The 24,801-nt window shown below is 38.8% G+C and carries 24 protein-coding genes and 1 pseudogene; 11 read left to right on the top strand and 14 right to left on the bottom strand.

Going from position 1 to position 24,801, the window contains the following annotated elements:
- Nucleotides 1-26: 26 nt before the first annotated feature.
- On the bottom strand, nucleotides 27-695 hold the full coding sequence (locus E4O07_RS11130; protein WP_253685797.1) for an HlyC/CorC family transporter associated domain-containing protein: 669 nt from the start codon (nucleotides 693-695) through the stop codon (nucleotides 27-29).
- Between the two features lie 350 nt (nucleotides 696-1,045).
- Between E4O07_RS11130 and deoD the strand changes: the two genes are divergently transcribed.
- Nucleotides 1,046-1,747 (top strand): purine-nucleoside phosphorylase, encoded by a 702-nt coding sequence (gene deoD, locus E4O07_RS11125; RefSeq protein ID WP_253685795.1) that lies wholly within the window; start codon nucleotides 1,046-1,048, stop codon nucleotides 1,745-1,747.
- Between the two features lie 13 nt (nucleotides 1,748-1,760).
- Here deoD and E4O07_RS11120 read toward each other — a convergent pair whose 3' ends face one another.
- From E4O07_RS11120 to E4O07_RS11095, 6 genes are all read right to left on the bottom strand, one after another.
- Nucleotides 1,761-1,988, bottom strand: a complete 228-nt coding sequence (locus E4O07_RS11120) for a NifU family protein (protein ID WP_253685793.1) — start codon at nucleotides 1,986-1,988, stop codon at nucleotides 1,761-1,763.
- Nucleotides 1,989-2,075: 87 nt separating this feature from the next.
- On the bottom strand, nucleotides 2,076-2,453 hold the full coding sequence (locus E4O07_RS11115; RefSeq protein WP_253685791.1) for a type II toxin-antitoxin system VapC family toxin: 378 nt from the start codon (nucleotides 2,451-2,453) through the stop codon (nucleotides 2,076-2,078).
- The gene (locus E4O07_RS11110; protein WP_253685789.1) at nucleotides 2,453-2,662 is read right to left on the bottom strand and encodes a DUF2281 domain-containing protein; all 210 of its coding nucleotides are present in this window, start codon (nucleotides 2,660-2,662) and stop codon (nucleotides 2,453-2,455) included. The genes E4O07_RS11115 and E4O07_RS11110 overlap by 1 nt, the downstream gene beginning before the upstream one ends.
- 71 nt (nucleotides 2,663-2,733) lie before the next feature.
- Nucleotides 2,734-4,155 carry a hypothetical protein gene (locus E4O07_RS11105; protein ID WP_253685787.1) on the bottom strand — a complete coding sequence of 474 codons (1,422 nt, stop codon included), beginning with the start codon at nucleotides 4,153-4,155 and terminating at the stop codon, nucleotides 2,734-2,736.
- Nucleotides 4,156-4,218: 63 nt separating this feature from the next.
- Nucleotides 4,219-4,992: an outer membrane lipoprotein-sorting protein gene (locus E4O07_RS11100; RefSeq protein WP_253685785.1), complete on the bottom strand. Its 774-nt coding sequence runs from the start codon at nucleotides 4,990-4,992 to the stop codon at nucleotides 4,219-4,221.
- Entirely contained in the window at nucleotides 4,989-7,703 is a 2,715-nt protein-coding gene (locus E4O07_RS11095) for an efflux RND transporter permease subunit (RefSeq protein ID WP_253685783.1), read from the bottom strand. The genes E4O07_RS11100 and E4O07_RS11095 overlap by 4 nt, the downstream gene beginning before the upstream one ends.
- Nucleotides 7,704-7,857: 154 nt before the next feature.
- On the opposite strand from E4O07_RS11095, the gene ftsH reads away from it, so the two are divergent.
- The 7 genes from ftsH (at nucleotide 7,858) to E4O07_RS11060 (ending at nucleotide 15,252) form a co-directional block, all read left to right on the top strand.
- Complete coding sequence (gene ftsH, locus E4O07_RS11090) at nucleotides 7,858-9,864, top strand: ATP-dependent zinc metalloprotease FtsH (protein ID WP_253685781.1); 2,007 nt, start codon at nucleotides 7,858-7,860, stop codon at nucleotides 9,862-9,864.
- A gap of 48 nt (nucleotides 9,865-9,912) precedes the next feature.
- On the top strand, nucleotides 9,913-10,131 hold the full coding sequence (locus tag E4O07_RS11085) for a DUF6110 family protein (RefSeq protein ID WP_253685779.1): 219 nt from the start codon (nucleotides 9,913-9,915) through the stop codon (nucleotides 10,129-10,131).
- A gap of 28 nt (nucleotides 10,132-10,159) precedes the next feature.
- Nucleotides 10,160-12,259, top strand: a complete 2,100-nt coding sequence (locus E4O07_RS11080) for a heavy metal translocating P-type ATPase (protein WP_253685777.1) — start codon at nucleotides 10,160-10,162, stop codon at nucleotides 12,257-12,259.
- 17 nt (nucleotides 12,260-12,276) lie between these two features.
- Entirely contained in the window at nucleotides 12,277-12,591 is a 315-nt protein-coding gene (locus E4O07_RS11075; protein WP_253685775.1) for a hypothetical protein, read from the top strand.
- Nucleotides 12,592-13,037: 446 nt separating this feature from the next.
- On the top strand, nucleotides 13,038-13,796 hold the full coding sequence (locus E4O07_RS11070) for a hypothetical protein (protein ID WP_253685773.1): 759 nt from the start codon (nucleotides 13,038-13,040) through the stop codon (nucleotides 13,794-13,796).
- Nucleotides 13,793-14,218, top strand: coding sequence for a hypothetical protein (locus E4O07_RS11065; RefSeq protein ID WP_253685771.1), 426 nt, complete (start codon nucleotides 13,793-13,795; stop codon nucleotides 14,216-14,218). Before E4O07_RS11070 ends, E4O07_RS11065 begins: the two co-directional genes overlap by 4 nt.
- A gap of 17 nt (nucleotides 14,219-14,235) precedes the next feature.
- Nucleotides 14,236-15,252: a formylglycine-generating enzyme family protein gene (locus tag E4O07_RS11060; RefSeq protein WP_253685769.1), complete on the top strand. Its 1,017-nt coding sequence runs from the start codon at nucleotides 14,236-14,238 to the stop codon at nucleotides 15,250-15,252.
- Nucleotides 15,253-16,126: 874 nt separating this feature from the next.
- Here E4O07_RS11060 and E4O07_RS11050 read toward each other — a convergent pair.
- The 4 genes and pseudogenes from E4O07_RS11050 to E4O07_RS11035 all read right to left on the bottom strand — a co-directional run.
- Nucleotides 16,127-16,309: pseudogene (locus E4O07_RS11050) on the bottom strand (hypothetical protein); the annotation flags it as partial.
- Nucleotides 16,290-17,357 carry an ATP-binding cassette domain-containing protein gene (locus E4O07_RS11045; RefSeq protein WP_253685765.1) on the bottom strand — a complete coding sequence of 356 codons (1,068 nt, stop codon included), beginning with the start codon at nucleotides 17,355-17,357 and terminating at the stop codon, nucleotides 16,290-16,292. The gene E4O07_RS11045 and the pseudogene E4O07_RS11050, both read right to left, overlap by 20 nt.
- A gap of 13 nt (nucleotides 17,358-17,370) precedes the next feature.
- Entirely contained in the window at nucleotides 17,371-18,066 is a 696-nt protein-coding gene (locus E4O07_RS11040; RefSeq protein ID WP_253685763.1) for a GTP-binding protein, read from the bottom strand.
- Nucleotides 18,066-19,373, bottom strand: coding sequence for an ABC transporter substrate-binding protein (locus tag E4O07_RS11035; protein WP_253685761.1), 1,308 nt, complete (start codon nucleotides 19,371-19,373; stop codon nucleotides 18,066-18,068). Before E4O07_RS11035 ends, E4O07_RS11040 begins: the two co-directional genes overlap by 1 nt.
- A gap of 55 nt (nucleotides 19,374-19,428) precedes the next feature.
- Here E4O07_RS11035 and E4O07_RS11030 point away from each other — a divergent pair, with 55 nt between their 5' ends.
- Complete coding sequence (locus E4O07_RS11030; protein WP_253685759.1) at nucleotides 19,429-20,079, top strand: Crp/Fnr family transcriptional regulator; 651 nt, start codon at nucleotides 19,429-19,431, stop codon at nucleotides 20,077-20,079.
- A 45-nt stretch (nucleotides 20,080-20,124) separates the two neighbouring features.
- Here E4O07_RS11030 and hcp read toward each other — a convergent pair whose 3' ends face one another.
- A complete protein-coding gene (hcp, locus tag E4O07_RS11025; RefSeq protein ID WP_253685757.1) occupies nucleotides 20,125-21,756 on the bottom strand; it encodes a hydroxylamine reductase in 1,632 nt (543 codons plus the stop codon).
- A 106-nt stretch (nucleotides 21,757-21,862) separates the two neighbouring features.
- On the opposite strand from hcp, the gene E4O07_RS11020 reads away from it, so the two are divergent.
- The gene (locus tag E4O07_RS11020) at nucleotides 21,863-23,299 is read left to right on the top strand and encodes an alpha-L-fucosidase (RefSeq protein ID WP_371921925.1); all 1,437 of its coding nucleotides are present in this window, start codon (nucleotides 21,863-21,865) and stop codon (nucleotides 23,297-23,299) included.
- A 13-nt stretch (nucleotides 23,300-23,312) separates the two neighbouring features.
- Here the strand turns inward: E4O07_RS11020 and E4O07_RS11015 are convergent, their stop codons facing one another.
- Both E4O07_RS11015 and E4O07_RS11010 read right to left on the bottom strand, forming a co-directional pair.
- Entirely contained in the window at nucleotides 23,313-23,654 is a 342-nt protein-coding gene (locus E4O07_RS11015; RefSeq protein WP_253685753.1) for a type II toxin-antitoxin system HicB family antitoxin, read from the bottom strand.
- A 9-nt stretch (nucleotides 23,655-23,663) separates the two neighbouring features.
- On the bottom strand, nucleotides 23,664-23,882 hold the full coding sequence (locus E4O07_RS11010; RefSeq protein WP_253685751.1) for a type II toxin-antitoxin system HicA family toxin: 219 nt from the start codon (nucleotides 23,880-23,882) through the stop codon (nucleotides 23,664-23,666).
- Between the two features lie 88 nt (nucleotides 23,883-23,970).
- Between E4O07_RS11010 and E4O07_RS11005 the strand changes: the two genes are divergently transcribed.
- Complete coding sequence (locus tag E4O07_RS11005; protein WP_253685749.1) at nucleotides 23,971-24,765, top strand: putative ABC transporter permease; 795 nt, start codon at nucleotides 23,971-23,973, stop codon at nucleotides 24,763-24,765.
- Nucleotides 24,766-24,801 lie beyond the last annotated feature (36 nt).

Genomic DNA, 24,801 nt, shown 5'->3' with positions numbered 1-24,801 from the left:
AATTTTTGTCAATTACTGCTAAAAACTCAATTTTTATGTTCTTTTATAGGAAGAATTTTAATATATCTTATCAGGTCGTTATCCATTTCATGGATTACAAATTTATATTCTCCAATATCAACCTCTAAGCCGAGATGAGGAGAACGTCCCTGCTGTTTAAGATAGTTAAATACATAACCTGCAACAGTATTTCCATATGCCTCATCAAAATCCGAGTCCAGCCTATGGTTTATCTCATGGATACTTGTTCCGCCGTTTACTATATAATCGCATTCATTCCCGGCTCCATATTCTCCGCCTTCATTGAGGTATTTTTTTACGGCAAACAAGGCTGCAATGGCTACAACACCCAAAAGAGCATCAAGCATACTGCCGTGATCGGCTATAATTTTTCGTGCAATGGTATAAAGGACAACTTCAAGGGCACTTCCGGGGGTATGCTTTATAAGCATGTTTACAAATTCAAGACCGATTACAAGAGAAAATATTAATGATAAGAATTCGGAAAATGAAGGAATTTTGTTACTATAAATGAATGCAAATACCATTTCTTTTAGATCAAAGAAAATTTCGATAGAAAGAATTAAAATTCCAATAAGCATTGCAAAGGATAGAACAATTTCGATTCGTCCTGCCAACCTTGCCGCTTTTCGTCTTAGGTTTTGTTGATGAAAAAAAGCTTTAATTTTTTGCATAATGACTCTCCCTTGTTGCCTCAGATTTCGATGGAAGTATACATAAAAGTTTTTTTTTTGTCAATCTTTTGATTATACCTCGAGTGTCTTTAAAAAAAAGAAAGCAGCCCGAAAAGGAGGAGAAAGGGCTGCTTGTGAATAGAATAATAGTGTGTATCTTCTGTGTGTGAAGGTAATATACTTAATTTTAAAATAAATGTCAATAGTTTTAACGAAAAAAATTATATTTTTTACTCTTTTTTTGCATATTATGCGGTTTTCTAACATATTATACCTTCGTTTTTGCATAATAAAATCCTTGCCTTGCACTTTAGGTTTGAATAGGGTATACTTATACAACGGAGGTAAGTATGAGTATTCATATAGCTGCAAAACAAGGCGAAATTGCCGATAAAATTCTTTTACCGGGGGACCCTCTGAGGGCCGAATTCGTTGCAAACAATTTTTTGGAAAACCCTCAATGTTATAACAAGGTGAGGGGGATGTTGGGCTTTACCGGAACCTATAAGGGAGTAAGGGTTTCTGTTCAGGGAACAGGAATGGGTCAGCCTTCTTTTTCAATCTACGCAAATGAACTGTTTAGCGAGTACGGGGTACAAAAAGCTATCCGTATCGGAACTGCCGGAGCCTTGCAAAAGGATATAGGTTTGAGGGATGTAGTTTTGGCTATGTCGGCCTCTACCGATTCCGGAATTAATACGCACCGTTTTAGGGGCTGCCACTATGCTCCCACCGCCGACTGGAAGCTGCTGAAAAACGCCTATGACCATGCCCAAAAGATGGGTGTCAATCCCTTGGTCGGGTCGATTGCAAGTTCCGATGTTTTTTATGATGATCTTGAAACATGGAAGATGTGGGCTGCGTACGGGGTTTTGGCTGTAGAAATGGAAGCGGCCGAGCTTTATACCCTTGCGGCTAAGTACAAAAGACAGGCCCTTGCCGTTCTTACTATTTCGGATAATGTTGTTACCCATGAGCAGACAAGTGCCGAGGAGCGGCAAACTACCTTTAAAACCATGATGGAAATTGCTCTGGAGGCAATAATAGCTTAACCGCTCTAAAACTTTAAACTGCGACTACCTCGGTAACTTCGGGGAACATGTCCTTAAGCTGTTCTTCAACGCCCATCTTGAGCGTGTAGATGGCCATAGGACATGAGCCGCAGGCACCCTTTAACTTAACATAAACCTTTCCGTTTTCATCAACAGAATCAAGCTCTATATCTCCGCCGTCAGCCTGCAAATAAGGCCTTACCAAGGCTATGCCTTTTTCGACTTCTTCTTTAACCAACATAATGACCTCCATTATTTTAATGCTCCACAAAATATACAAAAAATATGGGGAGAAAGCAAGGCGGAAATAATCTATTAAATATTTTAATTACCAGATAGTTTCTACATGATATTTAGGAATGATTGTGTCTTTTGTAATAATTACCAAATTTTCGATGATTGCCTGTGAAATAATCAAGCGGTCAAAAGGATCATTATGGATATTGGGGAGCTCTATTATTTTGTCAAAGTGTTTGGGCCGAATTTGTAATAGTGAAATATCTTTCTCATAACATAAATCCGCTATTTTTTCTATGGAATGTTCAAATTCGAGTTTTCCGATACTTTTCTTTATTGCGATTTCCCATAATGAGACAATGCTGGCATAAATCCTATTTTCTGTAGTAATTAGTTCAAGTACTTTTTTTGATAGCTGAGGAGAATTTCTTAAAAACCAGAGCAGTGTATGTGTATCCAGCAAGTACATCAAATATAATCCTTAAAGCATTCCGGAGTTTCATCAAAATCTTCTGCCATGTAAAATTTGCCTTCAAGACCGCCGGGATGTCTGCGTATATTTTTTTGATTTTTTGCAGCTGCATTTTGATATAAAAGAAAATTTACATAATCAAAAACAGACTGCTGTTGCTCTAGCGTCAAGTTATTTATCTTTTTTTCCAAAGCGATATACGGCATACTTTCTCCTTTAAAATTATTTTAGCATATTTTACGATAAAATACTACAATTTATAAAATTTTTAAATTTTCTAAAACTCGTACCCTATACTTATCTTTATAAAATGATTGTTTTGGTAACGGCCCAATTTACCGGTTTTTTTGCCGCCGAAAAAGCCGAGACCTAGGTCAAAGCCGATGGTGCCTATGAGCCACGAAAGTTCGGGGTTTATCATAAAATCAGCATCTTCTATTCCGACAAGAGCGTTGAGTTTCCATTCGAGAGAGCCTCGTACCAAGGTTTGAGAAAGGTTTAAAAGAAGGCGTGTATCGGTGATAGGCCTTCCTTTTTCCGTATCAAGGCTGAGCTTGTCTTGATTTATTCCCGAATTTAAAAGCCGTATAGTTTCGGCTGCTTGAAGTCTCAAGTTTATATTTTTAGGAAGAGTGTATAAAATCCCTAAATTCCATGCAAGGTTAGGATTATATATATCGGGATTGTTTCCTTTTAGGTCAGAGCTGATATTTGCGGCAAATTCGGTCTGTACTGTGAGTTTTCCGAACATTACTTCATAGTCTGCTCCGATTTGGTGATAGCGGTTGTATATGAGCTGAGCCTTCTCAAACGCCTTTTTAAATTCTCCTTCGGTATAATCTGAAAGTTTGTGTTCCGATTTAAAATTAGGCTCATGGAAAAAGCCCGTAAAATACTGGAAACCTAGGTCGTGCTTACCGCCGATGTTAAGAGTATAACGCAAGCCTCCTTGGGCATAGTTCAGAGTGTTTGCCGTTGGGCTTTGCAAAAAAAGTTTTTTCTTTGCCTCAAGCAAGGCTGTGTTATCCGCAGGAGAAGGCAAGTTACGCGTAAGGTTTGCGAAGATGTTTTTTTGCCATCGGCCGTCGAGATCAAATTCATCGGCTTCAAAAACCGGGAGATATACAAATTCTAGTTTCATGTCCTTAGGTAAGTAAGCCGAAAGAAAAAACATAGGGGCCGATTTTTTTATTTTTTCTGGATAGAATTCGTATGGTTCGCTGTAGTCTTTGGGATTCACTATATCCAAAACGCTGAAAAAATTAGCTCTTCCCCAGTTTACTTTTTTGATTCCTCCTCCGAAGACTACGGGCCCTATAAGGGCTTGCACATAGGCCTCATCAATCCATCCGGGGAAAAGAGGTTTGGGAAAGAATTCGGCCTGTTCGCCCATTCCGGCGGCAATGGTCTTGGCGTTTAAGTTTACCGAGGCATAGGCTTCTGCAAGGGGCGACTTAGCTTCCAAATGAAGGCGGCCCCAAAGCGGAAAGGGAAACTTATAGCTTTCAGGGTTTTTAAAGGCATCAAAGAAGACTTCCGTTCCTGTATAAAAAGCTCCGCCGAAATCTATGCTGAATACACTTGATTCAGAGCCGTTCTCTTCATCATCAAAGCCGAAATCTCCTAAACCGTCTTCTTCGCTAAAAATCAATGAACTTATCGAAAGGATAAAAATTAACGTAAAAAAAAACTTTTTCATATTGTACAGCACCTTATGATTGAGGCCTTAAAAAATCAGATTTTTTAAGGCCTCTTAAATAATTTATTTTTTGCCTGTTTCCAAGAACTTTTGCGTAAAAACATAATCGGGTATCTTCATGCCGTATTCTATTCTTTTTATGGTGATAACGGTGGAGGTATTCGTTTTGACGGTGGACAGCTTTGTTTTATGGGCTGTCATTATTCCGTTTACCTCCTTATAATCGTAAAGTTCAAGAGTCTTTACAAGCTGAGAACCTTGATAAAATTCTGCCTTGAGTAAGAGATTTTTATCCTTTGTGATGCGCATTAAAGTTTTTGAATACGTGTAGTTTTTATCCTTGGGCGTAGACTCTATAAGATAAACAGGCTTGCCGTTATATTCTTCCTCGCCTAAGATTTTAAAATTATCGAGCTTTGTGTCCCTCTCCATAAACGAAATATCGTTATTTGAAAAGTCCGAACCCATAAAGGACTCATCGGCACTTCCTTGGGCCGATATCTTTTGGACCTTTTTTGTTTGGGCCAAATACATTCTCTGGTCGGTTGAGCCGTCGGCTTTTTCAATCATTAAAAATCTTGAACCTCTATAAGAGGGCGGGTTTCTTATTTCGACAAACATTCTTTGTAACCCGTTTTTATCCAAAGAAGAATATTGCCTAATCTCCAAGGTTGAAAGGGTTTTTCCGTCGGACTGCATATCCAAGCTTGATTCCGAGCCAAGAGAAGATGCCGTGTTTTTTGTCTTTGTTTTAGCTGCGATTTCTTCTGCACTTTGGGCAAAAACTAAACTGCAAAATCCGATAGCAAAAATTAAACTTAAAGTAAGTTTTTTCATACTTCCTCCGTATCTTTTTCTTCATTAAAAGGATATTCGTTTTTTAATTCCTTTATATCTACAGGTAAAAGTTTTCTTATAAACTTTGGTTTCACTAAATTTAATAAAACAGGGAGAATAGTCAAGCTGCCTAGGGAGCTGGTTATCATTATCAGGGCAATTAAGAAACCAAGCTCCGAAAGCATGTTAAATTTTGAGAGCATTAAAACTGCAAAACCTGCACCAACCGAAACCGCATTGAATAGGATAGCCTTTCCCGACCCTAAAAAGGTTAGATATAAAAATTGCCCGCTGCCCTTTGTTTTTAGAAAGCATTTATGATAGGCTGCCAAGAAGTGGATGGTGTAATCAACTCCTATTCCTATTGCAAAGCTTGCCACCATTGCGGTACCGATATTGAGCTTTATTCCCAAGGTTCCCATTATTCCGAAATTAATTAAAATTGATAGTGCCAAAGGAAGGATGCCGAAGAGACCTGCAAAGGCCGATCTGTAATAGATTGAAAGAATTACAAAAACTATAAATAAGGAGACTCCTACCGAAATAAGCTGGGATTCTACTACGAGTTTGTTTAAGGTTTTTTCGACCAATACGAAGCCGCCTGTTTCAGCGATTATATCTTCAGGAAATTTGAGGCGTACAAATTCGTTAATTTCTTCCAGAACCCTGTCAGTATCCTGTTGTCCTACGGTACGGAGCTGGATGTTTACTTTTAATGTTTTAGGATCGGTGTTATTATCTAAAAAGCCTTCCGTGTTTTTTCCTAAAAGAATCAGATAGTTTTGCATTAAGGCTGAAAGCTCTTCTTGAGAATTTTTTCCGTATTTTTTAGGATCTGCTGGAATTTCATAGTAGGCAAGGCCCTTGTAGTTTAATTTTTTTTCTAATTCGTAAACCAACTCTTCGGCAGAAAGATTCTTTTTTGCTCTTTTGTTTGCTGCTTCGTTCAGCATAGCCATAATTTCTTCTTGGCTGTATTGCTTTTTAGTTTTAGAATCATTTTCTGCAACTTGAGTATCAGCGTCATCTGAGTTTTCTTCAAAATTTTCAAAGTCGCCGAAGTCTTCAAAACTGCCGAAATCGTCTGAAGCCTCCGCCTCATTTATATCTGCGGCTTTTATTCCATCGGGGGACTCATCTGCATTGTAAACCTGATTTAAGCGCTTAATTAAGGGCACAATAGAAGTAACCTTTCCTACATCATCAATTTCTTCTTCCAAGAAAAAGGAAAGATCGTCGATTGCTTTTAAAATATCCGGACGTAAAACAGCGGATCCGTCCTTAGCCTTAATTACCATTTCAAGGAGCTTTGAACCGCCGAATTGTTTACGCATAAATACATCGGATTGAATGACTGCTACATCCTTGTCAAAGTACTCCATTAACACGTTATCGATAACAAGTTTTTTTAGTCCAAGTCCTGAAAGAATAACTATAAGCCCTGCAAAAAGAATTACCGAGCGGTAATGTTCTACAATAAGAACAAAGGTGTTTGCTATACCGCGGTCCAAGCCCCCGGTATTATCTTTTTTGTTTGCCCATCGCATTGAAGGCTTTTTCGGTCCCCGCAATATTAAAATACCGGGTATTAAGGTTATGGATATTAAAAAGGCCGCTGCTACGCCGAAGCTTGCAAAGATACCGAACTCGAAAATAGGAACAACGGAGGTAAAGCAAAAGGAAACAAAGCCTGCGAATGTTGTAAGGGCTGCTAAAAAAACCGGCCTTATAACCTCGCTTAAGGCCTTTACGACCTGCCTTTTATGTTCTTCCTTTGAAATAGAATCATCTTGAACGACTTCATCATAGTAGTGGTTGATAACATGGATTCCATAAGCCGAACCTACGGCAATCAAAATAATCGGTAAAATTGTAGAAAGAATCGATAAGGGAACATTAAAAAGAGCCATAGCTCCGAGCGACCAGATTACGGAACATATAACCGTCAATAACGGCAGAAAAACACCGGTAAACCTTCTAAAAGAAAGAAATAGGACTCCCAAAACAACGATGATAACCAGAGGGACCAAAAAGCTTAAATCATGGGCTGTCGCCTCATTTACTATCTCGTTAAAAATAGGGGCTCCGGTTAAATAAATTTTTGAATCGGGAAAATTCCAAGCCTCTGTCAGTTTCATAATTTTACGGCAGGCAGCAATAGTTGCGGGAGAGCCGCTTTCTTCATTCGTTATATTAAGAAAAACAAGGATTTGAGTTGCATGTAAATCTTCAGAAACAAGGCTTCTTTCATACATGTCCCAACTGCGGAGCTTGTGTTTAACGGCCTTAATTTCTTCTTCCGTACCTAAAAAATCGGCAGGTATAATCGGTTCACTTACAATTCCTTCCTCGCCTATATCTATGTGAGTTGTGTCAGTTATCAAGACCGTGTTTTTTACCAAATCAATTTCTTTTAGCTTTTCATCCAGCCTTCGTATTTCATCTAAAAATTCTTTGTCTACAATGGTAGAAAAACGGCGCTCTATGCCTATTAAAATCGGAACATCTTCCCCAAAAATATCCGCAATCTTTTTTGCACTTATGCGGGACGGGTCATTTTTAGGGATGAAGCGGAAGTTATTATTATCAAAATTCAGCCTTATTATCTGAAGACCGAAAAATAAAGTGATTGCAAGAATCGTTATAAGCATTGTTATGGGATGTTTATAAAAGTTTTTTGTAGAAAATATGTGCTTTGTCTTTTTTTTCATAAAGTTTCTCCCTCTGCCGGCTCTGTTAATTATATAGCCGCCTTATCTTTTTGTCAAGCAAGAGTAAAAAGGCTCTTAATCCCAATATAAATTTGCTTTCCTATCGACTTTTTCTTATTTTTTGTGTATTATAGTAAGATATATTGGAGAATGTATGAGTAAAAATAACGACGATAAAAACCAAAATGATCCCTTTAATTTTTTTAACTTCGGGCCGGATTCCGACGGAGACGATAAAAAGGCTCCCAAAAAGCCTTTTTTTTCTTTATGGCTTTTAGCGCCCCTTGTAGTTGTCATTTTTATCTTAATTAATCAGTTAATGGTTCTCAATAGTTCTGCTCTTATTCCTTTTTCGGAATTTAAAGATAGAATTACTTCGGGACAGATAAAAAAAGTTGTTTTAGGCCCTGTTTATTTTACGGGATACACAAGCATACAGGATGAAGAGCCTTCCAATACGTCCCTTTTTTCGTTTTTATCGGTACAAAAAAGTAATAATGAATATACGACTGTCGGTATTTACACCTCTGAGTTTTTACAGCTCTTGGACGAGCATCATGTGGTTTATCACATAAAGCCCAAAGAAAAAAGCTACCTCGTTGAGCTTCTTTTACAATGGGTGCTTCCCTTCCTTTTAATATTTCTTGTTTGGCGTGCCATTATGAGGCGGATGACCAAGGGTATGGGCGGTTTGGGCGGAAGTATTTTTTCTCCCGGGCAGGCTAGAAGTGCCGCAATAGACGAGGGAAAAGTCGAAACCCGCTTTAAGGATGTTGCAGGTGTAGATGAGGCCAAAGAAGAATTAATGGAAGTTGTAGACTTCTTAAAATATCCGCAAAAATATACCGAAATAGGCGGAAAGATTCCGCGGGGCGTTCTTTTGGTAGGCCCTCCCGGAACGGGAAAAACCCTTCTTGCACGGGCAGTCGCAGGGGAAGCAGGAGTTCCCTTCTTTAGGATAAGCGGTTCCGACTTTGTCGAGATGTTTGTCGGTGTAGGAGCTTCCCGTGTGCGTGACCTTTTTAGGCAGGCTCGCGAAAAAGCCCCCTGTATTATCTTTATAGACGAATTGGATGCCATCGGAAAGTCGCGCCATAATTCTTACAGCTCAAACGATGAGCGTGAGCAGACCCTCAATCAACTCTTGGTTGAGATGGACGGCTTTGACAATAAGACCGGCTTGATTCTTTTAGCCGCCACCAACCGCCCCGATGTTTTGGATCCGGCTCTTTTGCGTCCCGGCCGCTTTGACAGGCAGGTTGTAGTTGACCGCCCGGATGTTAAGGGTAGGGAGCAGATTCTTAAACTCCATGCAGAAAACGTAAAATTAGATGCCTCGGCTGATCTTGCTTCAATCGCCCGCATTACGGCAGGCTGTTCGGGTGCCGACCTTGCAAATATCATCAACGAAGCGGCTCTTTTGGCTGTAAGAGGCAAGAGAAAGACCGTCATAATGACCGACTTGGATGAGGCTGTCGAAAAGGCTATGATAGGCTTACAGAAAAAATCCCGAGTAATCCGCGAAGAAGAGCGGAGGGTAATTGCCTATCACGAAACCGGCCACGCCATTGTGGGCAGCTTTACCGAGGGTGCAGACAAGGTTCATAAGGTTACGATTGTTCCGCGGGGAACTTCCACCTTGGGCTATACTTTCCATATTCCTGAGGACGATAAACACATTGTTACCGAAAAGCAGCTTTTGGCCGAAATAGATGTTCTCTTAGGAGGACGGGCTGCCGAACAGGTAAAATTCAATATGGTTTCTACCGGAGCTGCAAACGACCTTTCCCGTGCAACCGACATTGCCCGAAGCATTATTACCGACTACGGTATGAGCTCTAAGTTTAAAAACGTCGCTTTAAGCAAGAGGGGGGCAGGCTACCTAGGAGACAATGAACCGCAATTGGTTCGCGAATATGCAGAAACAACCCAGCAGTACATTGATGAAGAAATCGCAAAGATAATCAATACCCGCTACGAGGTTGTTATAAAAATGCTTAACGACAAAAAGCATCTTTTAGAAAAGATAGCCGTAACTCTTTTAGAAAAAGAAACCATAGAGAACGAAGAATTTGATGCAATAATTGCAGAAGAGAAGACCCCTCAGCTTTTTGACAAGGAAGATGAGGAAGGTGTCGAGTCTTCTTCTGTAGGCTTGTAAATATCACAAAAAAATGATAGAATACGGCTATTAATTACGGAGGTTTATATGACTAGATGGGGAGCTTTTGCACTCGGTGTTGCTGCAGGCGGAGCCGCAGTTCTTTTGGCTCGGAACGCTAATTTTAAAAAGGCTTGTGCCAAGGTAATAGGGGCAGGCTTAAAATTAAAAGAAGATGCTGCTGCCTTTGTTGAAACCGTAAAAGAAGACGCTCAAGATATAATGGCAGAAGCTGCATACAATAAAGAAGCAGCAGAAGCAAAGTAGACTTGATCTTTTATCTATCAAAATCTTTATGAATTTCTATATAGCTCACCGCCTTCCGGGGCGTTTACGTTTAAGGTATAAACGAAAAGGTTTAAGCCGCAAACAAGCTGTCCTTGTGGAGACTCTTGTGTCCTTACAGGAAGGCGTAATTTCTATAAACGTAAATCCGGTTTCAGGAAGTATTTTAATTGAATATTCAGGCATAAGCGAAGAAGAAGCTCTTTCTTATATCAGAGCTCTCAATTCTTCCTATCTTGAAAATGAAGAATTATTGACCAGTATTGATGAGCCTGTTGTAACGCAGAGCTTAGCTGTTTCTTTGGCCGGCCTGCTTGCAGAATTTTTTATCCGTAAACTTTTGCCCTTTCCTGTTAGAAAAATCCTAGCCCTTTATTCAATTATGCCGCGTGTAAGAACCGGAATAAGAGCCTTTGCTGACGGTAAGCCTTTTTGTGCCGAGACCCTTGATGCAACAGCCCTTTCACTGGCTTATGCAAGCGGAGATTTAAATACGGCCGGCACCATTGCCATGATGCTGGAGATGGGCGAAATCTTGGAAGATTATACAAGGCGCAAGTCCTATGAGAATTTAGCTCAAAGTTTTTTGAACACAAAGGAAATAGTACATGTCTTACGGGACGGAAATGAAACGGAAATATCGGCCAATCTTCTTCAAGCCGGGGACACGGTTGTTCTTAGGATAGGCTCCGTTATTCCTGCCGACGGAACGGTCGTAGCCGGGGAAGCTTCGGTTAATCAGGCTTCGATGACGGGCGAGGGCTTGCCTGTGCACAAGATTCCGGGAGATACGGTTTTTGCTTCTACCGTTGTTGAGGAGGGAGAGATTCATGTCTGTGTAAGGGCTTGCGGCAGGGAAACCAGAGTCAGCAAGATTGCAGATATGATTGACCGCTCTCAATCCCTAAAGGCTGCTTCACAGATAAGGGCTGAAAGAACAGCTGACAGGCTTGTTTTTTATAACTTCCTGCTTGCAGGGCTGACCTATGCCTTTACCCGTAACTTTGCAAAAGCTGCCTCGACCCTTCTTGTAGACTATTCTTGCGCGATGAAGCTATCAGCCCCTGTTTGTGTGCTTTCGGCCATGAAAAACTGTGCCGAGCACGGTATTACCGTAAAGGGCGGAAAGTTTTTAGAGGACTTCGCCCGTGCCGATACGATTGTCTTTGATAAGACCGGAACTCTCACCGAATCCCAGCCCTCCGTTAAAAAAATCGTTACCTTCGGAGGCAGGGCGGAACATGAGGTGCTTAAAATAGCCGCCTGCCTTGAAGAGCATTTTCCTCACTCCCTTGCAAGGGCGGTTGTTCGGGAAGCTGAAAATAGGGGAATCGAACACAGGGAAGATCATACAAAGGTTTCTTATATTTTAGCCCATGGTCTTGCCTCAACCTTGAACGGGGAGGAACTTCGTATAGGAAGTGCTCATTTTATATTCGATGATGAGGGTATTCCAAAAACTGAAGAGGCCGAAAGAGCTATAGAGGATTTGGCACAGACAGGATGCTCCCAGCTTTATTTATCTGTAGGAAAGGAGCTTGCGGGGATTATAGCCATAGAAGACCCCTTACGCCCTGAAGCCAAGGAGGTTGTTTCGGAACTTCATAGGCTGGGTATAAAAAATATAATTATGCTTACGGGGGACGGGCCTCAGACTGCCCGCAGCATAGCCAAAAAAACCGGTATTGACCGCTACCATGCGCAGGCTCTGCCCGACACAAAGGCCGATTTTATAAAGAAGCTAAAAAGAGAAGGTAAAACCGTTGTCATGGTCGGCGACGGTATAAACGATTCGCCTGCCCTTTCGGAAGCCGATGTAGGAATTGCAATGGGGCAGGCTTCTTCCATAGCCGGAGAAACTGCAGATATTCTCCTTCCGGATGACGGGCTAAGGGCCTTACCTATTTTAAGGCGTATAGCAAGGGGCTTGATCAAAAGAATCAATGGAAACAATAGGGCGATTATCGGTATTAACTCTACTCTCATCGCAGGGGAACTTGCGGGCTCAATTCCTCCGGCTACAGCGGCCTTAGTCCATAACGGATCGACCGTGGCCATAGGGATATCGGCTATGAGAAGCTATGAAGAACCGCTTGATAAAAGTGTTTAACAGAGGAAAATATTATAATGACCGTTTCTAGTTTTTTTCCCGGGCATATAAGGCTCAGGGGCGAGATGATAAAGGATAGGGATATTTTTGAAGCTTTTGAAAGGGCTGTATCTTCTCATAAGGCTGTGCGCAAAATTGAAAGGAATGAGAGGACAGGAAGCCTTTGTATTGAGTACGATGCAAAGGCCCTGCCCCTATCGAAGTTTGAAATTTTTAGAGAAGACTTGCCTGAGTTAAAAAAACTTTCCGATGCTTACACTTTAGGCAAGGCCGAAAAGGAAGTGATCATCCAAAAAATTTCAGAGCTTTGGGAAAAATTAAAAAACGCGTAAAAAGTAATTTTAGGAAAATTAGTTGATTTTTTATATATTTTGGAGTATAATAATAGGTATGAGAGTAAAATCTTACTTAGGCTTAAAATTCGGTTTTTCTCATTGTAATTTTTTGTGTGCCGATTATGTGCATAAAAATGTTAGCCTAGGTTTACCCCCCCCCCCCCCCCAATTTCTCTATTAAGTAAAATATCTCTAATCAAAGCTGCTAATACTTATTTTTCTCAATCTAAAGACCGCAGGGCCGGATTTATTCGGCTCTGCGGTTTTTTGTATAAATTTATCCTATTTAAAAGGAGGAAAACAGCTATGATTTGGAAATGAATGATTAACATACAAGATAAATTGAAAAGACGGGAGCTCTTATCCTTTGGGATAAGTGTAGAATTATAGTTGAGCTTAAAACTCAAAAATTATAAACCCTCTAAGTGAGGGAAAGGATTAACATGAAAGAAAAATTTTTATTAGATATAATGACGGATAAGTCATTATCATTAGTAAAATTTTTAAAAAATACAGATCCCAAAGAACCTAATAAAGTGAATGAAGATATGAGCAGATTAATAGCTAAATTCAATAAAATATTAAAAGGTGATGGTGAAAATTTCCAAATAAGTTCAGCAGATATAGAGAAAGAATGGTTTCCAGAAATTAGAGCTGATATTTTTATATCACACTCTCACAATGATTTAGAGATTGCTCGTGCATTAAAAAATTTGATAGAAACAACATTTGATCTAGAATGTTTTATTGACGCTGATGTTTGGGAACACTATCGCATATTAGCAGATATAATTACAAAATATGATGATTGTGGCTGTTTTAATGATAATATTATTAAAAGTTCTGCTATTTTAAATGTTGCTTTATTTAAAATGATTAACAGGTGTAAAGCCTTGTTTTTTATAAAAAGTAAAAATTCTACTATAAACAATAACCATCAAACTTTGTCTCCATGGATATACAGTGAAATATCCATTAGTAATATTATGCACAGTAAAATTATGGAAAGTGCAGAAAGGTATGATGAAAGCGTTAAAGTGCTTTTTGATACTGATTTTTCTAATTTTCGAAATCTCACTTTTAGTGATTTAGAGACATGGCTTGATACTTGCAAAGGAAAAAATATTAAAGGTAGAAAAGCTTTAGATAAATTACTGGATATAGTTAAAAATAAAAGAGGAGGTTTTATTAAAAACCCATGAGCACTGCTAAAGAAAAACATTTGGAGTTTATACAGGGAGTTATAACTCGTATGGCAAAGTGTTCATTTATGATAAAAGGATGGGCTATTGCCATTGCTACAGCAGGTATAACCTTGTTGTCGAAACAAGAAATAAGGTTTTTATATTGTTTTCCTGTATTTATTCTAATTATCGGACTTTGGGCCTTGGACGGATTTTTCCTCAGTCAAGAAAGAATGTATAGGGCTTTATACAATAAAGTAAGAAAAGAGGATAATACAGATTTTGATATGAATGCTTCTGTATTTAACACCGGTAAAAATAGTTGGGTATGTTCGACTTTTTCAAAAACTCTTTTATTATTTTACGGCATTATTTTTGCAGCTGTTATAATATTTTTTATTATAGCAACTATAAAATGCAAAATAGAATTTATTATTTAATAAGGAGAAAATTAGTTATGAAGAACACTAATTTCAAACTTAAGACTAAGGTCTTAAATCGGGCAGTATCTATTACTGCATTGTTGTTGGCTGCGGGACTTTTTATCGGCTTATTAACCGGTTGTCCTACAGGTCAGGGAAAATCAGGCGGAAGTCAATCTTCCGAAGTAATTCCTAATACTCCCGGAAAGGCTTACACTGTGGAAGGTGTAACTTTTGTGATGAAGTCTATAAAGGCTGTAAGCGGTGCCGGGAATCAGCTGGGAGCAGAGTATATCTATAATAATGGATTACATGATATACAGCTTTCAGCCTACAGCATAGGAGAAACTGAGGTAACGCAGGAGTTGTGGAACAAAGTTATGGATAAAAATCCCAGTGTTTTTAAATCTAATCCTGCATCCGGAGAGGTACAACAAAGGCGTCCTGTAGAAAACATCAACTGGTACCATGCAATAGCCTTTTGTAATAAGCTCAGCCTAAAGCTTAATCTTGAACCTTGCTATACGGTAAAAGTTGGAGGAAGTCCTGTTGATTTTGATACTCTTACCTTTGATCAAATTCCCACAACCGATAATGCTGATTGGAATAAGGCTGAACTAGATATGAGTAAGAACGGCTTTAGGCTTCCGACGGAGGCAGAATGGGAGTGGGCTGCTAAGGGAGGAAAAAAATATATATGGCCTAATACAAATCAAAAGGATAGGTTAATAGAATATGCTTGGTATTCAAATTATGACGGTGGAGATTCGGATCTAAAGACCCATGAAGTTAAAAAGAAAAAGCCTAATTATTATGGCCTTTACGACATCGCAGGAAATGTAATGGAGTGGTGCTGGGATTGGCAGGCCGATATCCATACCGGGGACTCTTTCCCTCAAGACTATCCTGGCCCAGCTTCAGGCTCTATCCGTGTTAAACGCGGCGGCAGCTGGGACGGCTTCGCGTTCAACTGCACTGTAGGCTACCGGTACAGCGACAGTCCTTACCTCAGGTTCAGCGATCTTGGCATCCGCTTGGCTTGCCGGCCCTAAGTTCACACATTTTGCCGGAGAGGTTGAGCAGCTGAGGGCGCAGCGTAAGCCGCCCGAAGCGGTGAAACCGAACAGGCAAAATGTGTGGTGTGGTTGCAGTAAATTTTTGAAAATAAGATTGACCTGCACTGTGTAAGCCGCTTTAGCGGTTCTAAATTTTTTTGGCTAAAAAACGGTATGGACCTTATAAGGTGTCGCATCAGGCTCTAACCGTGTTAAACGCGGCGGCAGCTGGAACAACAACGCGAACAACTGCACTGTAGGCTACCGGAACAACAACAGTCCTGACAACAGGAACAACAATCTTGGCATCCGCTTGGCTTGCCGGCCCTTGAGCCGCTTAAAAATGTACATCCGTGTACATTTTTAAGCTTCGAGTATTTTTGCTTCGCAAAAAACTCGCAAGAATAGAACCCCCGCCGTCCGTGGCGGTGCTGCATTAACTATTTAACTTTTTAAACCGTCCATAGGGCGGTTTAGAAGAAAATGATTAAAGGAGAAAAATTAAAATGCCTTATGTTAAAAATTGGAATCGTAAAGCACAGAAAGAATCTATGATTGAAAAATGGGAACAATATACAGGAAAAAACTGTCCTACATATTGTTCAAATGCTAATTGCGATAATAAGCTTGATGATGATAATAAATGCGGATCACATGTGTACAAATGTGATAAAGATGGTAAATTGAAAAGTAAAACCATATACATAGTTCCACTTTGTAAAGAATGTAATAATACTCATAATGAAGATGTGATGATAATAAGAAATGATTATTTACAGGCTCGAAACTGCCGATTTTACATTTGCCCCTTGCGGTTAAATTATCCTCGCCTTTGTAAAGACGAGGGGTTCTTAGGGGCGGAGCCCCTAATCTACAGTTCCTCAATCTCAGCTTCGGGAAGACCGGTCATTAATAAAATTTCAGAAATCGGATAACCTCTGTTTTTCATAAGTTTAGCCGTTTCTATTGATTTTTGCTTTAGGCCTTCAGAAAAACCCTTATATCTAGCGTCCATCTCAAAAGTAGACATTAATCTATATTCTTGCCTTGCCTGTAAGCCCAAGCTCTTCTCCTGCCCTTAGCCTAGCTCTCATGTTTTGAATTTTTGAATCCATAAGTTCAAGTTCTGTTAGAATTTCTTTTTCTTTTTTTGAAGTTTCTATAACAGCGGCTATCCCTCCGTTTTTGATAACTATGCGTTTATCTGCATAGAGGGCAAGGGCCGGGTCATGGGTAGCCATTAAAACAATTTTTTCCTTTGAAACCAAGAGTTCCAAGGCTTTTTTACGGTCAATACCTGCGTTTTCTATTTCGTCTATGAGGACGATGGGAGAGGAGCTTAAAATAGCCGTATCTGCAATCATAAGAGCCCTCGACTGTCCTCCGCTCAAGGCCGTTATCGGCGTATCCAAATTAAATTTTTCGCCTGCAAGATTGTTTGCCGCCTCTATGATATTTTTTACCGCACCTTCTTTGTTTTGGATGAGCCGGCTTTCCGCATGGAGCTCGATAAATTCCTTGACAGACAAATCCATTACAAAGTTCATGTTTTGCGAAAGCTGGGCTACAAGTTTATTGTTTACCGAAAAACGGATTGTTTTATCCGGCGTTTTTCCGTTAATCAAGATGCTGCGGCTTGTGGGTGTGTCCCCTTGAGCTGTCCATTCGATATCGGCTAGGAGCCTTGACTTTCCTGAACCTGTAGGGCCCACAATCGAAATAATTTGAGAAGTATAGAGGGTAAGCTCATCAAAGGTTTCCGCCTCTCCCGACTTATTTGTTCCCGGGAGAATTGTAAGGCTTTTAACCTCGTTTGCATCTTCCAAATTTAAAAAGGCCCTCATTTGAATTATATATTCAAAAAAGGCATCGTACAGTTCTTCCCTGTTTACGGCCTCCTCTTCGCAAAGCTCGTCTGAAAGAGATTGTAAAAATTCTTTTAAAGTTTGCTCTTTGTTTTTTAAAATACCTATTTCAATCAAGCGGTTTTCATTTATAAAATCTTCAATAAAAGGGTATTCGCTTAAAATATCTTGAATCGATTTTTCAGAAAGTTTTTTAACCTCTGTATTTTCATCATTTAAATAAAATTCATTGTTCATTTTCTTCCCCCCCCTATTCCTCGGCAATTTTCATCTTGCGGATATTTCCCATCTGGAAATTTTCTCCTATTCTTGTTTCACCCAAACAATAAGAGCAAAGGGCGGCAGGCATGGGAAAGCGCAGCTCCATGCCTTGTACTGTAGAAATATCTTCGGCCTTATCCGTTAAAAGGGTGCTGAGCTCAAAGGCGCCTTGGCCCGTAAGACCGTTTACATGCATGATGACTGCCCTAGGATTTACGGCATTTACCCTTGCCGCAAAAACTTCCCTCTCTGCCTGAGAAACGATGTCTCCCTTTGTGATAACTACAATGTCGGCGGACTTTAAAAGAGGGCCTATTTTTTTCGGCGTATTTATCCCCGACAGGTTATCGATTACGCAGATACCTAAAATATTTTTTATATAGGGGGAACAACGGTTACAAAGCCCTGCGGACTCGCTTACCAAAAGGTCAAGCCCTTCCTTGATTCCCCATTGCACGGCCTCCTCTATGTTTGACACAAAGAAGTGATCGGGACATAGGGAGCCGGAGATTCCTTTTTGAACGGGAACTCCGGCCTTTTGATATAAAAGGTCATCATCAGTATAAAGGCAGTCGAATTTTACTGCCCCCGTTTTTATATTTTGTTTTTTTAGAGCTTCAATTGTTTTTAAGATTACGCTCGTTTTGCCCGACGAGGGCGGGCCTGAAAATATTATTAAGTTCATTAAATTTTTCCTGCTGCTATTTCAAAATCTTTTTTGATTTTTTCTAAAAGAGAACCTATGTCGTTTTGGTAAATAAAATCCCAGCCTACCCAAGAGAATTTTTTATCTTCACTTAAACGGTTATCCACATCGGGATTTGTCGACGGGAAAAACCCGCTTTCCGAAAATACCTTTCCTGTTTTTTCTGAAAGAAAGAAGTCTGCAAAGGCCTTTGTTAAAGCTTCGTTTTCTTTTTTGACAAGCATAAAAATAGGAGCTGTTATAGCTCCGTCTTTGGGCCAGACGGTTTTTAATGCCGAGTCTTCTTTTATCATCTTAGAAAAAAAGTAGGGGCTTATATTTACGGCCGGCGGTTCATTTGCTGCCGGCTTAGGGCCTTTTAAAATAAGAGAAGCCTTGCCCTTTACCATTTGTGCCGGATGAAGGGAAGTGCTGCATGCCCTGCCTAATTTTTTTATGCCTTCATCTCCAAAACGGCTGTAGATATTTAGGATGACCGAATTAAAGAGGTCTAAATCGCTGAAAGGTATTGCTGCCGAGTTTTCAAATTCGGGCGCAAGGAGATCTTCCCAAGTTTCAGGGATTTTTCTTCCCTTTAGCATTGCGGTATTTACAATCATTACCGCAGGAACGACTCCTATAATTGCATAATTTTTTTTGCTGTCTCTAAGATCGATATAATCGTTGCAAAAGTCCTTATTCATTTTTTCTATTGAACAGTGAAAGTCCTTGTTTTCGATAAAGGAGCCCATTAGTTTTTTGTCGAAAAAAAGCTCAAACCCTGCAGAAAGGAGAATATCGGGGAGGTTTTCCTTTTTTCCTGTTTGAGCTTCTTTTATTATCCAGTCGATTCCGAGGTTTGCGGAACGAAGATCATAGCTGATTTTATAGTTTTGTTTTTCAAGCCCATCTTTATTTTCTTCAATATACTTGGAATGAAATTCTTTAAAGGCTTCAAGCAAGGGGATTCTTATAGGACATGGAAGAACTCCCTCAATTCTTATATTTTTTTTGCCGTCATCATAACCGGTGTTTTGTGCGTTTTTCTTTTCTAAGCTTGAATCTATTTCGGCAAAACCGATATTTTTATTTTGTTCGATAACTTCAATAAGCTCTTTTTCGCACAAGCCGATATCAAGATTCTTGGTTAAAAGGGCTTTTTCAAGACTTATCTTTTTCCCCATTATTTTGCGCATAAGGGGATTGGTAAGAGGTGTAAAACCTTTTTCTGCCAAGTATCTTATCGTTTCAGGAAAGCGTTCGGTAATATCAAAAACACTTTCATCCATATTAAAATATTTATTCATTATAATCCTCCGATCTATAATCAAGTTAAAATTAAAATAACCCGAAATTTAAAGTATGAATCCTATTTTTAAAAATATTCCCGGCCAAGAGGCGGAAAGATATTTAAAAAGCATCAATGCCAAAACCCGCAGCTTCAAAAAAGATTCTTTTATCTTTTTTGAAGGCGATACTCCCGCTTTTATCTTTGTTTTAAAATCGGGATCCGTTCAAATCGAAAAAAGCACTGCCGACGGAAAAAGACTCATCATGAACCGCTTTGAAAAACCCGGTACGGTTTTTGCCGAAGTCTATGCTCTTTTAGACTCGGCTGTTTACGATTACTCATGCCGAGTTATAAGCGATGCCGAAATTCTTTGTCTCCCCATAGAAGGGGTCTTTGGTGCCGGAGCGTACTCCGAAACTCATTTTAAGGTTCTAAAGAACCTATTAAATATTTTAGCTCATAAGGCTTATTTTTTAAACCAAAAGCTTCTTATCTTTTCTTCATTCAGTCTTCGTCAAAAGATAGCCCTCTATTTATTGCAGCAGGCTGAAGGAAGTTCAAAGGTTGAGCTAAACCTAAACAGGGAGGCTATGGCCGAATACTTAGCAGTTCCTCGGCCATCTTTATCCCGCGAGCTTATGAGCATGCAAAAAGATGGGCTTTTAAAAATCGAAAAAGATACCATCATTGTCAACCTTGATAAACTCGAAGACTTTAGCTAAGGGCTTATCAATAAAAGCCCTTAGCCTGTCCTCCCGATTATGTTTCTAACCGAAAAAATGTTTTATATCATCTTCTATTGAAGAGATTCCCGATAATCCGAATTTGCTTATTAAAACATCCTTTACGTTGGGTGAAAGGAAGCCGGGAATAGTAGGCCCAAGGTGTATGTTTTTTACGCCTAAGAACAATAGGGCCAAGAGTACTATAACGGCTTTTTGTTCATACCATGCTATATTAAAAATTATCGGTAAATCATTAATATCGCTTAGGTTAAATATTTCCTTCAACTTAAGAGCTATAAGGGCAAGGGAATAAGAATCATTGCATTGTCCTGCATCCAATACCCTTGGAATTCCGTTTATATCTCCAAGATTTAGTTTATTATACCTGTATTTTGCACAGCCTGCCGTCAGGATGACGGTATTTTTCGGAAGAGCTTCTGCAAAGTCCGTATAATAAGATCGCGTTGTGTGTCTGCCGTCGCAGCCTCCCATAACTATAAACTTCCTAATATCTCCGTTTTTTACTGCCTCGACAATTTTATCGGCAAGGGCAAAAACTTGGGCGTGAGCAAAACCTCCGACAATTTTTCCGGTTTCAATTTCTTTTGGAGGTTGGCAGGATTTTGCCTTTTTTATAATTTCGGAAAAATCCTTATACCCGTTTTCATCGGCTTCAATATGAACACAGCCTGGATGACCTGCTGCATTTGTCGTATACATTCTTGATAAGTATGAAGCCTTTGTAGGAATTATACAGTTGGTTGTCATCAGAATGGGGCCGTTAAAACTTTCAAATTCCGAAACCTGCTTTGCCCAAGAGTTGCCGTAATTACCTGCAAGATGCGTGTATTTTTTTAATTTTGGATAATAATTTGCGGGAAGCATTTCGGAATGAGTATAAACATCAATACCTGTACCCTCGGTTTGCTCAAGAAGCATTTCGATATCTTTTAGATCATGTCCCGATACAAGTATCCCCGGATTATTTCTTACCCCGATTGAAACTTCGGTTATTTCGGGATTGCCGTAGCTGCCTGTGTTGGCGCTATCCAACAGAGCCATTCCCTTAACTCCGGCTTCTCCTGTCTTTAAGGTAAGAGAAATAAGTTCATCAACACTCAAATTTTCATCTATGAGCATTGAAAGCGTTTTTTGAATAAAGGCATCAACTTCTTCATCTTCATAGCCTAAGGCGTTAGCATGTTTTACATAGGCACATAGCCCCTTTAGACCATAGATAATAAGTTCTTTTAAGGAACGCTTATCGGGATCTTTTGTCTGCAAAACGCCTATTGTAATGGCCTTGCCCAGTCTTTTCGGTATATCCGAGTCAATATACACTTCAATCTCCGGATCAAAGGGGCGGTTTAAAGAACTATGCAAATCATGGATTGCTTTAAGAGTAATATTTATTCTGTTGTTAATTGCTTTTTCATCAAAATTTGCATTGGTTATTGTAACAAAAAGGTTTGTGCTTACGATGTGGTTAATTTCTTTTTCAACCTTAATCCCGTTTTCTCTCATATACGACGTTATCTTGGAAAGTTTTTTTGTTACCCAGATGAGAAAATCCTGTAATCCTGCAACTAAGGGATTTTTTCCGCATACGCCGACCCTTATGCAGCCTGAATTTTTAAATGTCTCTTGACATTGAAAACAAAACATAGCGTTCATGGCATCCTCCTATAAAACTTTTTTAAATGGATTGCCAAATCCATTTAAAGGTTTAAGTAAATTATATATATTTTACGAATAGGAGGCGGTAACGGATGTTACGCAGATGTTAAATTTTTGTTGTTTTAAGTCTATTTTTGCTCACTTGAAATCTCTTATTCTATCCTATATACTCAATATTATGAAACCGGATAAAATTACACAATGGCAAAAATTAGGTTTTGGAATGTTTATTCATTATGGACTTTATTCTTTATGCGGAGGCGTTTGGAAGGGGGAGCCGGTAAAGCGCGGTTACAGTGAGCAGATTTTAAGTCACGGTAAAATACCCAAAGAAGAATATAAGTCCTTGCAAAATAAATTTACCTGTAAGAATTTTGATGCGGAAAAAATATGCATTCTCGCAAAGACTGCGGGGATGAAATACATTATTATCACGGCAAAGCACCATGACGGTTTTTGTCTTTTTAACACAAAGACTACAAATTATAATTCGGTAAAGACACCTGCAAAGCGGGATTTGATTTTAGAGCTTTCGCAAGCTTGCAAAAAAAACGGTTTAAAGTTCGGGCTTTATTTTTCTTGGATAGATTGGGATTGTGAATTCGCTCTTCCGATAAGCGATCATAATAGCGATAAAATTCCGCCCAAACATCAAAGATTTAATTTGGAGCAGCTGACTGAGTTGTTTACAAATTACGGCCCGCTTTGTGAGCTTTGGATGGATATGGGTTTCCCGACAAAAAAGCAAAGCGAAGAGGTTAGAGCCCTTGCCCAGAAACTTCAACCCGATATGATGATCAACGGAAGAATATGGAATGACTGCGGAGATTTTTGTACCATGGGGGATAATAGACTTCCCGATAAAAGTTTAAATGTTCCTTGGCAAACTCCGGCTTCAATTTACCATGAGACATGGGGATACCGCTCATGGCAAAGGCGGGGCGATAAAAACAAAAAAGCTCAAGAGCTCATTGAAAGTCTTATAAAAGTAAGAGCTATGGGCGGAAATTATCTTTTAAACATCGGCCCTAAGGGAGACGGTTCGGTAGTTGCTTTTGAAGCTGAGGTCCTAAAAAAAATCGGGAGCTTTTTTAAATCAAAGGCTCCTTCTCAAAAGGGCGCGCAAAAACTTTGTAAAGAATTAAATTTAGATATTCCTCAGGATTCTATTACTGAATTAAAAGATAAAATAAACGAAATTCCATTTACAAAAAAATTATACCGCTTTACGGGAAAGGATTATTATTCTTCTCATTTTATTTGTACGGAGCTTGAACTAAGCTTAAAAATGTCAAAAGACTTAAGCAAAACAAACTTGTGGACAATCAGCCTCGTCAGAAAAAAGCCCTTATCCCAAGATGAGTTTTTGGAAATAAACGGAAAAGAATTTTGCTTCCCCGCAAACAAAAAAGAATTGGAAATTTTAAAAAACATAAAAATAGAAAGCCTTCTTAAAATTTCGGTATCCACAATAGGCTGCGCTGCCTCGCGGAAGGCGCTAAGGCAAGATAACTTAATTTTGAGGGTAGAAAAAAAATGAGGTTTTTTAAATTTTAAGATAGTTTATAGAGGACGTATTGGTTTAGGGAAACACCTTCATGTTCTGCATTTAAAGCTAGTTCTTTGTGTAAAGATTTAGGAATTCTTAAAAGGAATTTGCCGCTATAATTATTTTCGTCTTGAGGCATGGGTATCGCAAAACCGTTTTCGAGTTTTGATTCAATCCACCCCTCCATTGCTTCATATATATTTTCATACACTTCTTCTAATGTTTCTCCTGAGCTTTGACAACCATCCAATTCTTTGACTTGTGCATAATAATATAAACCGCTCTCATCATGTATTTTTTTTATGATAATTGAATACGGTAAATTTAAATAATCTTTTATTTGCATAAGTACCTCCTATATTCTTTTTAAAATATCTTTTACATAGCATGCTTTTAATGGATTTTCTGATTTTACAGTTATCACATCCCCTTGTGCATTTATATATTGCCTATGCGAACCTTTTTGGCGATCAAACCTATAACCTATATATTCAAGCACTCTGTCGGCCTCTTGAATTCTTATTCCATTAGGTTGATTTCGCATTTTTTCAATTATTTTCTCCACACCAGCCATATTTATATGATACTATATATAATATCATTTGTCAATATATTTTAAACTTTCAATGGTTATTTCCCTTTATCTATGATAAAATACTAATATGTCATTGGATTATTTGATTTTATATTTTGGTATTTACAGTTTTATCGGGTGGCTTTGCGAAGTAGCCTATTGCTCTCTTTTACAAAAGAAACTTGTGTTAAACCGCGGAATGCTTTACGGACCTGTATGCCCAATATACGGGTTTGGAGCGTTGATTTCAATTTTTTCGTTGAAAAATTTAATCCCGTATCCTATAGCTTTGTTTTTTGCTGCCGTTATTTTAACAAGCTCTCTTGAATATGCTGCAAGTTTTATTTTAGAATATTTATTTGATACACTTTGGTGGGATTATTCAAAGTATAAACTTAATATTAACGGACGAGTTTGTGCTCTTAATTCGACTCTCTTTGGAATATTGGGGCTTGCTTTAATGTATATTATAAATCCTTTTATTTCAAAGTATGTAAATCAAATACCCGATTTGTTTATTCTGATTATTTCAAAAGTTTTGCTTTTTATTTTTATTGCCGATTTTATTTTTACGCTTAAAGCTCTAATCGGACTTCATGATGCTCTCTTACATATTAAGAGTCTGACGGAGAATTTTTATGCACATCTTGAAACTCTTGATATACATGAAAGGATAAGCGAAAGCAATATTGCAGAAAGTTTTAATCTGCTCCGCGAAAAATTAAAACAGGATCGATATTCCGCTTATGAAAAAATACAGGAACAGTTTAAACTTATTGCCGAAAAAAACAAGGGCCGTATTTTATCGGCCTTCCCGAATATGAGGCAAAGAAGAAATAATTTACATCTAAAACTTTTAAAATATTTTAAGGAAAAGAGGTAATAATAAAAAAGAGGAATAAAATTAAAATTTTATTCC

Source organism: Treponema sp. OMZ 798 (genome assembly GCF_024181385.1).
Classification (GTDB): domain Bacteria; phylum Spirochaetota; class Spirochaetia; order Treponematales; family Treponemataceae; genus Treponema_B.
The sequence above is the reverse complement of the archived record's forward strand: the minus strand, read 5'-3'. Positions and strand labels throughout refer to the sequence as shown.